Source organism: Mycobacterium basiliense (assembly GCF_900292015.1).
GTDB classification, from domain to species: Bacteria; Actinomycetota; Actinomycetes; order Mycobacteriales; family Mycobacteriaceae; genus Mycobacterium; species Mycobacterium basiliense.
In genome coordinates this window covers 2945451-2957478 of record NZ_LR130759.1, presented here as the reverse complement: position 1 = coordinate 2957478, position 12028 = coordinate 2945451, and the positions used below count along the sequence as shown (strand labels likewise).

Sequence of the window (12028 nt, the reverse complement as noted above, 5' to 3'; positions counted from 1 at the left end):
TCCCGCTACGGTCCCTGTCCGCCATGACGATGTTGGCTCCACTACTCACCAGTGCGGCGTCGAAAACTATGCGGGCCAGGATCATTCCCTGAAGCGACCGGCATTGCACCGCGATAGACCATGCTGTGCCGGCGGCGACTCGGCGGGACAAGTGCCGGTGACCCATCGCCGCGAGGGGTCGCGGCAACGGTAAACATGGTGCTATGAGATTGAACGGCACCGTGCCGCAATGGTCTGCGGCGATCCTGTTGACGGCGACCACCGCCGCATGCGGCCCTGGACCGGGTGTGCACACCGGCGAGCCCCCGGTACCAACTGGCGTGACCGCCACAACTTCATTGCTTCCCACCCCGACCAACAATTTGCACCTGGCCAATGCCGCTGACTACTTCGTGGAATCCGGCGCCCACGGCGGCTATTACTTCGCATCACCCAGCGGTCGATGGCGTTGCGCGATCGTGCCTCATACCCAAGCCGGTTGTCAGCCCACGCGTGGGTCAACCTTGAACATCCCGGGCGCGCCCGAGACCGTCCGCGGTGCAGATGGGACTGTGGCCGTGCCCAATACGATCGTTGTCGGCACTCTCGGTGAAGCGCACTTCGCGGTCCTGGAGAAAGGAGAATTTTCGCCGGGTTCGGGAGCGGCCAAGGCCCTACCGTTCGTTCAGGTTCTCGATGCTGCTGGCTTCAGGTGCAACTTTCAGAAGTCGGTCGGCGTGTCGTGTGTCAGCGAAACGACCGCCAAGGGCTTCACATTCTCCGTTGACGGATACACCCTGCATTACACCGACGTTCCGGAAGACCCCGAGCCCTGAAGCTGCAGAGCGGGCTAGTGCACTCCCAGGACGCCGCGGAGATACTGGTCCCGACAAGCCCGTCGAGCCAGCTTGCCACTGGTCGTGCGTGGAATCGCGCCGGCCGGTAGGAAACGTACGTCGGCGACCGGCAACCCATGGCGTTCTGCCACCGCGGCGCGGATGGCCTCGATTCCAGGCTGTGGGTCGGCGCGGCTGGTGCCCGCCGCACGTTCGGCGACGACGACCAGCTTCGGGCTGGTGCCCGCAGGATCTGCCTGGTCCGATCCCGACTGCGCGTTGGCCGGCGCCGCGAAAGCCGTTACATAGCCACGCCGGACCAGTGGCGATGACTCCGCGACGGTGGCCTCGATATCCTGCGGGTAGTGGTCTTTTCCGGCGATCCTGATCAGATCCGCTATCCGCCCGGTGACGTAGAGCTCGCCGTCGAGGTAGACGCCCAGATCTCCGGTCCGCAGCCAGGCACCCGCGGTATCGGAACCCTCGGCGCGGCTGCCCGCACTGCGTGGCGGCTGCAGCTTGGCGCCGAACGTCCGGCGGGTTTCTTCGGGCCGTCCCCAATAGCCGCGCCCGATATTGTTGCCCTGTAACCAGATTTCGCCCACTTCACCGTCCGGCAATTCGGTGCCGGTTTCCGGGTCGACGATCACGGCCCACAGGCTGCGGGCGACGTGTCCGCACGATACCTGCGCGACGGCGCCGGGTGCGTCCGCCGCGACGCGTACCGCGTGACCGGCACCCAATTGTTCCCGGTCGAAATAGGTAACCGTCGTCTCGGCGGTGTGGTCGATCGTCGCCACCAGCAGCGTCGCTTCGGCGATGCCGTAGGCGGGTTTGAAGGCAGTGCGCGGTAATCCGTAGGGCGCGAACGCCTTGTTGAACGTCGTGACCGCGTCGATGCTGACCGGTTCGGAACCGATGATCAGCACAACGTTGCTAAGGTCGATGTCGTCGCCTGACGCGGGCAGTCCACGCTGTGCGGTCCACTCGTAGGCGAAGTTTGGCGCTGCGGTGACGACGCGGCCGGTCCGTGAACCTGCCGCCAACGCATGAATCCAGCGCTGCGGGCGACGGACAAAGGCAGTCGGCGACATGAGGGTGGAGTGCCCGCCGTAGACCGCCGGAAACCCGATCATGGACAGACCCATGTCGTGGTAAAGCGGTAGCCAGCTAACTCCGTGGGTGTTCCGGTCCAGTAGGTCGATGGACAGAATCATCTGCACCAGGTTGGTACCGACCGCGCGGTGGGTGATCTCGATGCCAACCGGCGGTCGGGTGGAGCCTGAGGTGTACTGCAGGTGCGAAACCGCGTCGATATCCAGTTCGACCGGGGCGAACTCCTCCCCCGCTGTGTCGGGTATTTGGTCGATGACGAGGACCCGCGGCGTTGGCACGCTGGGCAGATGCGCCAGGAAGTCCTCGACAGCATCTTTCGCCGTGGCCGTGGTGAGCAGGAGCGTGGGCTCCGAATCGCGAAGCGCGGTATCGAGGCGTTCAGCGTGACCGGGCAATTCGGGGGCGAACAGGGGTACCGCCGTCGTGCCCGCTTTGATGGCTGCGTAGAACCCGGCGACGTAGTCGATGCCCTGTGGTGCCAGAATTGCGACGCGTTCACCTTCGGTTGCGAACCGCTGCACGTGGGCGCCGATCGCCTGCAACCGGACACCGAGCTGAGTCCAGGTCACCTCGACGGCCTGTCCTTCAGCCGAGCGGGTGTGGTCCAGGTAGCGATACGCCACCGCATCACCGACGTTTGCGATATTGCGCTCGATGAGAGAGATCAGCGTGGTGCCGGCCGGTAGCTCGATACTGCCGTCGGCCGCCAAGCAATCCTCGATCTTCAGCAGGCCTTTGGGAGCCGCGGAGGTCCGTGGGGAGCCGTCACTCATAACGGCAGTCTATGCACCGGCACCTCTCCGATCGGGCAGCCACCGTGTGGCATCGGCCACCGGTTTGGATGGGTCGTCGGATCCACAAATCGGCAACTGTCCACTAGAGTCCGAGCGGAATCCGCCTGGGTATCCCCCGGCGATCGGCGTGACTCAGGAGCATTCGTGGAATCAGCCGCCCACTCCGCCCCGGCCACAACTCGTGACGCTGCTCTTAGCAGAGTGCTCACGTACCGCGAGCGCGGCCGAGGCAGGCCCATGGCGGTGCGCGCATTTCTCGCCGTCACCGGCGCAGCGTTGTTGATCGCGTCCACCCCGCTGATCGTGCTGCTTCCCGAGTTGGGCATCCCGGCGCTGCTGGTTGCATTTCGCCTTCTCGCCGTGGAGGCCGATTGGGCCGCTCAAGCCTACGCGTGGACTGACTGGCGATTTTCGCAGTTGCGTGACTGGTTCCACCGGCGGTCGAGGCCGGCCCGGGCAGCGGTCCTGACCGGACTGCTGCTGGCAGCCGCTGTTCTGGTCTGGTTCATCATCTACGAGTTCTAGCATCAGACACGCGGTGTCAAGGTTGCTGCGCTGTGGGCGCCGCGCCAACCGGTTGTTCCCAAGCCCGCCATGTCAATCTCGATAACCGGGTACGTCGCTATGTGTGCTCGGCCCGGATCAGCGCCTGACCGTGGTGGCCCAACCCGTCGGGGTTGTTGCGGCGTGGGCTTCGGGTCGACCATTGATGGCTTCGGTGGGGGCCTGCGCCCCCCGCGAACACCACGAAGGTGAGCCATAATCAGATCTCCGCGAGCCAGACTTCATCTCGCCAAGGCAGGCACAATCGCCAGGGAACGCCGACGACGTGAAAAAGCTTGATCCGGCAACAACTCGTCGGACGCATAACGAACGCCACCCAGGAGTCACCAGCTTTTACCTGCCGTCGGGCACCGCCACCCTGATCGCCTGTGCCATCGCGTCATCAATCAGTCAGCAGCACGACGTGTTTCAGCTACCGGCCATCGCATTCGGCTGTCCCACGAGCACGCCGTCTATGCCCGCACCGTGAGCATCAGCGCAACCACGCTCGCCGTCGTCGTCGATATCATCGGATCAGTTGCCCGCCAAAACATCACCGCGTTGATCGTCGTCAACGGCCACGGCGGCAGCGCCGTACCGATCGACGTAATACAACAAGGCAACCACCCGCGGACCCCGACCAAAGTCGGCTATATCCCAGCAGCGAAGACTGGGCCGAGGTTCGCATCGCCGCAAGTGCCCACATCAGCGGCCACGATGACAACGCCGCCGCCCATCCGCCGCTCCGCGACACCGGGCCACCTAAGTCCGCCAGCGGCCACCTCTGACCTGGCGAACTTGCTGTACTGCCAGCAAGTCGATCTTCCGTCCGGACGGCCTACGGCTATGGGCTAGTCAGGTTATAGAGTTGCCACTTGTGGATCGCCCCACTTTCGCCGCCACCTAGCATTTGCCACATCCAGGTGCCGTAGAACGTGTAGAACATCGTAATAACGAAATATCGCGGGTCCCGGTTCAGCAAATTCATGTAGATTGCGCTCATCTCCTTACGGTGTTCTCGCCAAGCCGCAGAAAGCTGCTGCGCCCAGTCAACGGATGTTCGCGCGTAGTGTGAAGTCATATCCCACTCACGGATAAGGCCGAAGTTAGACTCTTGCGCGGCAAGCACATAATCGTCACCTGTCGGGTACCAGCCAGAATAGAATCTATTGAGTATACTCCAGTGAAATTCTTCGCTTTGCCATCCCAAATCTATGGGATGTTTCATTACTTGGCGTGCATCCTGACGGTTCCGGCAGTGAAGAGCAGTGATCATTAAGCGACCCTCTTCCTGTAATACGGCTGCGCAGGATGAAAACATTCTTCTCCATATATCGTGTTCGTAACCAAACAAGGCATCACGAGCCGTAGCGAAATGTTCAGTACTGCCATTCATGACAACCGCCCGAAACTCATTCGGCTGAAATATATTCATGATTTCGTCGAAACTTGCGAGCCGTACGTCCAAGCCACGCTTTTGACACTCAATAGCCTGGGAACGAGAGACGGTTACGCCACTAGCGTCAATGCCCAGCTCGCGACACCGCTCAATTAAGGAGCCACTACCGCATCCGACATCCAGCAGGCGGTCGCCCTTGCGAGCGCCCGTAGCTTGTATCAGCAAATTGATCTGGGCCGCTTGGGCGTTGTCATGTGTATCGGTGTCGCGAAGGTATACACCCTCTGTGTAATCCCGTATCTGTGCGACTTCCTTAAGGGGATCTATAATAAACTCGTACGATTTCCCGCCGGGTTTATAGGAAGACTCATCCAGTGGGCGTCTCAATAGGCGCGCATATGTTTCAGCCAGTGAAAAAAGCATACGTGCACGTCTGCGATTATGGCTCTGAAGAAACCTAAAGTCGAATGGCGGCATTTTTGGATGTATAGCCGCGGCATGGTCAATCGCATCGAGCTCTAGTGAATCTTGGTCTTTTACCCCTGTTTTGCTACCTGCGTCTGGATGTGGACTCATGCGGACGATGTTAGCAACGGTAGTTCTATGGCACCAGTACTCGTTTACTCACCCAAAGGTGAATTATCGCATTTATGAGGTCAGTACCAGCGTGAGGTGCGTGATCTGGTTGTTTGGCGTGGCAGCGAAGGTTGGCGGCGACGTTTTCCCCATCCGTAGATCCGTAGCATGCTGATCGCGCGGTCGCCGACAAATAGCCGCATTTGGTGACTCAAATGTGCGCAATGATCAGTTCGCTGATTAGCTCGACGAGCATGGTCCGATTGGTGATGCGCAATGGCTAGCACCAGCCCGGTGAGGCGCTGACCACCGCGGGCCCGGTCGAGGTCAAAGCGCTGCGGGTCAGCGCCCGCCGTATTGACCCCGATTCCATTGCATGCCAGCGGTTTTCCTAGATGATCCTGCCGGACTGGGCGAGCAAGGCGCCGCAGATGAGCACCCTCGGTGTGGTTCCCGGCCCGCCGGATCCCCGACAGATCGGAGCCACAATCGCAGGATTTCAGGTTGCCTTGGCGGCTGCCGCTGGCCGCTGACCAGGCGCGTAGTAGGGTGCGCCGAACTGCGGCACCTCGAGCGGGTCATCGTTGCGAGCGGCCAGGACAGCGTTGCTCAGCAGCGGGGCCAGCCCCGCGAATGAGCCGACGTCGAAGAGCAACAGCGTAAGCAGACGATTGTGGACGTAGCCGAACGCGCTGCCGGTTTCCGGATCGGCCCAGCCGATGGTTCCACCGAGGCCGATGTGGCCGTAACCGTCCAAAAGGCCCGGGACCGGCGAGGATTGATAGCCCCGGTGATAGGTCAACGGCAGGCCGAGGTTCAGATCGGGCCAAAGCTCCGAACTCCCGGTCAAACCGCTGACCGCCTCGGGCGACAGCAGCCGTGTCCCATCGATGACGCCGTCGTTGGCCAGCGCCGCATAGGTTCTGGCGAGGGCGCGTGCGGTTACGACGCCGTTGGCGGCCGGAATCTCCCCGTCCAGGAACGGCATATCGTCCTGCAACATCGACAGGATGCCGGGGAAATACACCGCGCCAAGCAGCCCAGAGAATGACAACCCCGCAAGTTTCGGTGCGATGAAGTCGAGCAGCGGCGTGGGCACCTTGGCCTGGGGTAGCAGCGTCTGCGCGGCCTTGGTTGGCGCATCGGCCGGGGGCCGGCCGAGGTGGAGTCCATCGGTATCGAGCGGGCGCGCCAGTTCTTCGCGGAACAGCGTCCGCATGCCTTTGCCGGTCACGGCCCGCGCGAGCCCGGACAGCAGCCACCCATAGGTCACCGCGTGATAGGCCATCTTTCCGTGTGTGCGGTCCAGCGGCGCTGCGGCCAGCTTCTCCTCCATCAGCAGGTGATCCAGAATGTCCTTCTTGCCGACGCCTTTGAGGTGCGACAGTCCGGATCGATGCCGCAACAGGTCGCTGACCGTGATCTCGGACTTGCCATTGGCCCCAAACTCCGGCCAGAAGTCGGCGACCGGGGCCTCGTAGGCCAGCAGCCCGCGGTCAACCAGCCGGTGAATCACCGTCGCCGCCAGTCCTTTGGTTGCCGAGAACACCATGGCGCCGGTGTCCGCCGTCCACGGCACTTCGCCGCGTCGATCAGACCACCCGGTCCATACGTCGACGACCTGTCGTCCGTCGATATAGACCGAAAGCGCCCCACCACCGAATTTTCGTCCGGGGTACAAACCGGCGAACGCCCGAATGACGGTCGAGAAGCGGGAGTCGCAGGCACCCTGAACGCCGGATGGTAGGCCGTCATCGGAAGTGAGAACAGATGGTTGCGCCATACCGTGAATGATGGCAGCTCGCGAAAACGCCGGTGCAGGGTATGACGTTTTGGTGGCGCCACGCCGGTCCCCACACAAGCGCGGATGCCGCTGTGAGGGCGGATCCGCTGGTTGCCACTACATCCACAGGCGCCCCAGTGCGTCAGCCATATTCTCCGGATCCTGCTTTTCGGTGTTGCAGCTGATGGCCACCGAGGTACGTCGGTCACTGCTGATGCGCAATTCGGTGACGAATCCGGCCCAGCTACCACTGTGGTCCAGCGTGCCGTCGGCACGCGAGAAGATCCCGGCGCCATAGCGGTCCCCTCCGCCGTGCTCGGTTGGCACCGCCCCGGCCAGTTGCTCGTCAAGCAGCCTTTGACCACCGACCTTGCCCGTTCGGTAGTTGTCGGCCCATCGCACGAGTTGGCTGGGTGTGGTCTGGATGGCACCGTCGCCGACCTGTTCCCACGGCGAGTCGATCACCCTAAACTGCACCGGGTTACCGCCGTCGCCGACGTCATAGGACACCGCCTTGTTGGGGATCACGGCGACCGGATCCATGACCATGGCCAAGCCCAGCGGCTGGAAGATCTCCGAGCTCAGAAACTCGGGTAGCGGTTTGCCGGACACTCGTCGGACGGTCTCGCCGAGCAGCAGGTAGTTGGAATTGGAATATTCGTATTGCGTGCCGGGTTTGAAGTCCAGTTCCGGCGTTGCTGCCAGCGCCGCCAGGGCTTGCGCCTCGGTGGTGCGGTCGCTCGGTTGGTACCCCTGAGTCGCAAGCAGGCCGATGTAGTCCGGGATGCCGCTGGTGTGGTGCATCATCTCCGCGAGTGTGACGGTGAGGGCCCAGTCCGGAAGGTCGGGAAGGTATTGGGCAAGCGGATCGTCGAGGGCCAGCCGTCCCGCGTTGTCCAGTAACAGGATCGCGGTGGCGGTGAACTGCTTGGACACCGAGCCGATATCGAACACGGTGTCCGCGGTGATCTTCGTGCCGGTCGCCAGGTCCGCGATACCGCGAACCCCCGTCCATGCCACTTCCCCCTCAATGCCCACCGCAGCAGAGCAACCGGGCTCATCGGCACCGATGACGCCGTCCAACACCTGCTGGCTACGCGCTTTGATTGCGGGGCTGCGCGTGGTGGTCGAGGGGGTGATCGCAGCGTGTTGGCTGGCACAGGCGCCGAGCAATACCGCGACGGCGAGCAGTGGCGCCCACTTCCCCCGCCTGGCTGCGGGCCACGGGGTGACCTTCGCCCAAGAATCGGCGGCACCAGTAGTCGTACGAGACATCGACATCTCAGGGCGAACTCTCGTCGTGCAAGACCACCATCGGCTTATCGCTCTCGCTATTCAACGGTTCACTCATGTGCGACGCATCCATTGCTGGCCCGAGTCCGGCGTCCGGGCCGGCTGGCACCCGTTGTCGCGAACACGTCGTTCGTCGACCAACCGGCCGAGCCGGGCTGGTGGCGGCGAACGGTGCGGGCAAGACTACGCCGTTCACGCTGCTGGCCGGGCATATTCGGCCCGCGCGAGACCGCGTGTCGATCCACCCAATCCTCGGTCAACAGCTCGAGGGCCGCCGTGCAGCTTAAAGCGTGCCTCGGCGGCTGGACATGCGGCCGGTCCGGTGCCCAAGCAGCAGCGCCACCGGCTGCGCTGCGTTTGAGCGCGGCGCCCATCGGATCGCTCAACGTGATTCGTCAGTCATCCGAACGCAAGAGGCGCCGGATCACCGAGCGATTCGGGTCGGCTTCGCGCTCGGCAAGCATCAATTCAATCCCTTGCTCTATCGCCGACGCGGTGCGCTCGCGCACCTTGCGAGCGGCGCTGTCGTCGGCTTCTTGTCCGCGGAATTCCGTGGTGTCGATGGGCTCACCGAACCAGTAATACTGCCGTTCTGGGCGCGGCACCGGAGTTAGGCCGACACCACGGACCAGCGGCGGCCCATCGGCGGTCCCCAGCAGTTTCTCGGTGAGGAACTGGGTCGGTGCCAGCAACGGCGAATCGGTGTCGAGCACGATATCGATGCCGTGCTCGGCGCCGACCGAAGCGAACGGCACGATCAAATACCCATGTTGAATTGCCATGCGCGCAAACCCAAGTCGGTTCTTCCATACCAGTTTGTAGCGTTCATTCTTGCGCTTGTTGACCTCCCGGCCGCCGCCCGGGAACACCATCACCAGTTCCCCACGCCGCATCAATTCCGAGGTGATCTCTCTGGTGCCTTCGACGACGCCGAATCGCATCAGTGCCTCGCGCCAGCCTGGAACCTTGAAGTGCGCATGGTCGCCAAGGGAGCGCACCATTTTGCCTCGCTCCCAAAGTTCGGCGGCGATCAACGGCGCGTCGACCATGCCGAGCGTGTTGTGGTTGCCGACCAGCAATGCGCGCTCGGCCGGCACGTTGTCGATGCCATAAACCTTGGGTTTGATCAGTTTTCGCAACGGCGCCATGATCCTCAGCGCCGTATCAACGTCGGCTTTGGAGGGGGCGGGAGGAACTGAAATGGTGTCGCCGGCCACATCGTGAGTATGCCCCGGCGGGGTGACCCGGGGGACTGATTTCGGCCGGCCGCCAGGAGCCCAGACCGATCGGCCTGCGACGTGGCGGTAGGGTACGCGGCAGCAGCGTTTCGGAGAATCGTGATAGTGGGAGTCGGCATGTCGGGTCGAAAGTATTTCTTCGAAGTCACCAAAACCAGTAGCGCGCCGGCCGCGACGTTGTTCCGGCTCGCGACAGACGGGGCCAACTGGGCGCACTGGGCCAAGCCGATCGTCATGCAGTCGAGTTGGGCGCGGCAAGGTGATCCGGCACCGGGCGGCGTCGGGGCGATCCGCAAGGTCGGAATGTGGCCCATGCTCGTTCAAGAAGAAACCGTCGAGTATGAGCAGGATCGCCGCCACGTCTACAAGCTGGTTGGCCCCTCCACTCCGGCAAAGGACTACGTCGGCGAGGTGGTTTTGACCCCGAACGCCACCGGTGGTACCGACATACGTTGGAGCGGCTCGTTTACCGAAGGCGTTCGAGGGACAGGTCCGGTGATGCGGGCGGCGTTGGGAGGGGCGGTCAAGTATTTCGCGGGTAGACTGGTCAAGGCGGCCGAACGCGAGTCCGGTGTTCCGCGCTAGTTTTCGACTCTGGTGCAGCGGCATTAGTGCGCTGTCACTATTTCGAGCCGAGCTCGTCCTGATACTTCTTGGTCATGTGCTCGATGGCCTGTAGCTGAGTTTGCGCCAGGCCGTCCCGGACTTCGCCGGCACGCGCGGCGGCATCGATGGTGGGTTGCGTGTGCCCTTGAAAATGTGGCATGACTTCGGCGGCGAATAGTTCGGCGGACCGTTTGGTGGCGGCGGGATTGGCCCACTCATGACCCATTTGCAGCATGCAGCCGAAGCCACCGGATTGATCCCACACTCGTTGCGCCTGGGCCCGGGCCCGCTCCGGGGTACCGATCACGCCAGTGCCGTTCTCGTTGATGATGTCGATCATCTCGTCGAGTTGTTCTCCCGGCATGGTCATCTGTGGGAAGGCGGCGACCTTCTGGAAATAACGGAACCAGTGCTCAATGCCGAACTTGACATCCGCCCGGGCCTGCTCGTCGGTCTCGGCGATGTGGAATGGCGCGACTAGGGTCCAGTCCTTGCGGTCGACCTGGACACCGAAAGCGGCGGCGCGCTCCTCGACGATGCCCCAGTGATAGGCAAGCGCATCGAAGCCTTCGATCGTCAGTGTCGCGCCGATGGATAGGAGGCCGATGCCGTGCTTGCCGGCTAGCCGCGCACCGGTTGGCGAGGCCACCGCGGCGACCGCCAACGGAATCCCCGCCTCCGAGTACGGGGCCAGTTGTAGCTTGGCGTCGAACAGCTGGTGGGTGGCGGTTTTGGCGGTCACGGTCTGACCGGCCAGCAGGCGCACGACAATGTCAAGGTTCGTTTCCAGAAGCTCGCGAGTGTCGGTGGGCGTAAGTCCGATCATCGAGGAGTCGGTCGGTAGCGACCCCGGTCCTACCCCACCGATCACTCGACCGCGGGTGAGGTGATCCAAGAGCATCAGCCGGTCAGCGACCCACAGCGGGTTGTGGTAAGCCAGCGAGATGACCCCGGTGCCAAGCCGGATCCGCTTGGTTCGTTCTGCGGCGGCGGCAATGAATATCTCTGGTGAGCTGATGATTTCGCTGCCGGCCGAGTGATGCTCGCCAATCCACGCTTCGTCGAAACCGAGCGCATCGAGATGTTCGACGAACTCTAGGTCGCGTTGGAGGGCAAGGGTCGGATTGGTACCGGCGCGGTGGAAGGGGGCGATGAAATATCCGAACCTGAGCTTGGCCATGCTGGGGCTCCCTTGCGATCGGCTTTGACCGAACCTTAACCCCGACCGGCCGTCCCGACCTACGCCGCTACGCCGCTACGAAGGAGTCGGATGTGGGGCCAGCGCATGGTCCCAGTCCCACATCAGCCGCAAAGCTCGGTGGGTGCGATCACGGGTAGCCGCCACAGACGTTGCCGATGCATCCGCCGCCGCCGCCGGGTCCCCCGCCGCCGCCGCCCACGCCGGGGATGGTGCCGCCGCCACCGCCTGGTCCACCACCGCCGGTGGGGCCACCGGGAATGCTGCCGCCTCCACCGCCCGGGCCGCCGCTGCCGGTGGGGCCGCCGGGGACGCCGCCGCCACCCGGGCCGCCGGTGCCGGAGGGATTACCCGGTGCGGGTGAGGTTTCCGACGGGGCCGTGCTGGAAGTCGTGGTGGTGGTCGTGGTGGAAGGCGTGGTGGTGCTGCTCGGACCCTTATTGCCGCCACCGCCGCAGCCGACGGCCAACACAAGCATGGCCGCACCGCCGAATAGTGCCGCCGCCGTCCTAGCTTCAGCTCTCATCGAATTCTCCCGGGTAGTCGTTGCATGCGTGGTAGTCGTTGCATGCGTGCGCCGGATACCCGCACGGTCGCGCGGGCAAACACTGGTGTGGTGGCCGGTTCGGACAGGACGTGCGGATTTGCTGGCCTTCGCTTGCCGCCG

Annotated in this window: 11 protein-coding genes; 4 read left to right on the top strand and 7 right to left on the bottom strand. The window is 63.3% G+C overall.

Annotated elements, in window-relative coordinates; translation table 11 throughout:
- Positions 1 to 203 precede the first annotated feature (203 nt).
- Positions 204 to 815, top strand: coding sequence for a hypothetical protein (locus MB901379_RS12625; protein ID WP_158017007.1), 612 nt, complete (start codon positions 204 to 206; stop codon positions 813 to 815).
- 14 nt (positions 816 to 829) lie between these two features.
- On the opposite strand, the gene MB901379_RS12620 is transcribed toward MB901379_RS12625, so the two are convergent.
- Positions 830 to 2704: a fatty acyl-AMP ligase gene (locus MB901379_RS12620; protein ID WP_158017006.1), complete on the bottom strand. Its 1875-nt coding sequence runs from the start codon at positions 2702 to 2704 to the stop codon at positions 830 to 832.
- 258 nt (positions 2705 to 2962) lie between these two features.
- On the opposite strand from MB901379_RS12620, the gene MB901379_RS12615 reads away from it, so the two are divergent.
- The gene (locus MB901379_RS12615) at positions 2963 to 3250 is read left to right on the top strand and encodes a hypothetical protein (protein ID WP_232021825.1); all 288 of its coding nucleotides are present in this window, start codon (positions 2963 to 2965) and stop codon (positions 3248 to 3250) included.
- 504 nt (positions 3251 to 3754) lie between these two features.
- Positions 3755 to 4123, top strand: coding sequence for a creatininase family protein (locus tag MB901379_RS24595; RefSeq protein WP_232021824.1), 369 nt, complete (start codon positions 3755 to 3757; stop codon positions 4121 to 4123).
- Here MB901379_RS24595 and MB901379_RS12605 read toward each other — a convergent pair.
- The 4 genes from MB901379_RS12605 to MB901379_RS12590 form a co-directional block, all read right to left on the bottom strand.
- Positions 4113 to 5243 carry a class I SAM-dependent methyltransferase gene (locus tag MB901379_RS12605; RefSeq protein ID WP_158017004.1) on the bottom strand — a complete coding sequence of 377 codons (1131 nt, stop codon included), beginning with the start codon at positions 5241 to 5243 and terminating at the stop codon, positions 4113 to 4115. The genes MB901379_RS24595 and MB901379_RS12605 overlap by 11 nt on opposite strands.
- A 499-nt stretch (positions 5244 to 5742) precedes the next feature.
- Positions 5743 to 7026: a lipase LipD gene (gene lipD, locus MB901379_RS12600; RefSeq protein ID WP_158017003.1), complete on the bottom strand. Its 1284-nt coding sequence runs from the start codon at positions 7024 to 7026 to the stop codon at positions 5743 to 5745.
- A gap of 117 nt (positions 7027 to 7143) precedes the next feature.
- Positions 7144 to 8301, bottom strand: a complete 1158-nt coding sequence (locus MB901379_RS12595) for a serine hydrolase domain-containing protein (RefSeq protein ID WP_174237015.1) — start codon at positions 8299 to 8301, stop codon at positions 7144 to 7146.
- A gap of 413 nt (positions 8302 to 8714) precedes the next feature.
- The gene (locus MB901379_RS12590) at positions 8715 to 9467 is read right to left on the bottom strand and encodes a lysophospholipid acyltransferase family protein (protein WP_232022120.1); all 753 of its coding nucleotides are present in this window, start codon (positions 9465 to 9467) and stop codon (positions 8715 to 8717) included.
- A 207-nt stretch (positions 9468 to 9674) separates the two neighbouring features.
- Between MB901379_RS12590 and MB901379_RS12585 the strand changes: the two genes are divergently transcribed.
- A complete protein-coding gene (locus MB901379_RS12585; RefSeq protein WP_158017000.1) occupies positions 9675 to 10142 on the top strand; it encodes an SRPBCC family protein in 468 nt (155 codons plus the stop codon).
- 37 nt (positions 10143 to 10179) lie between these two features.
- Here MB901379_RS12585 and MB901379_RS12580 read toward each other — a convergent pair whose 3' ends face one another.
- Both MB901379_RS12580 and MB901379_RS12575 read right to left on the bottom strand, forming a co-directional pair.
- Positions 10180 to 11343 carry an LLM class flavin-dependent oxidoreductase gene (locus tag MB901379_RS12580; protein WP_158016999.1) on the bottom strand — a complete coding sequence of 388 codons (1164 nt, stop codon included), beginning with the start codon at positions 11341 to 11343 and terminating at the stop codon, positions 10180 to 10182.
- 148 nt (positions 11344 to 11491) lie between these two features.
- On the bottom strand, positions 11492 to 11887 hold the full coding sequence (locus MB901379_RS12575) for a hypothetical protein (RefSeq protein WP_158016998.1): 396 nt from the start codon (positions 11885 to 11887) through the stop codon (positions 11492 to 11494).
- Between the last annotated feature and the right edge of the window lie 141 nt (positions 11888 to 12028).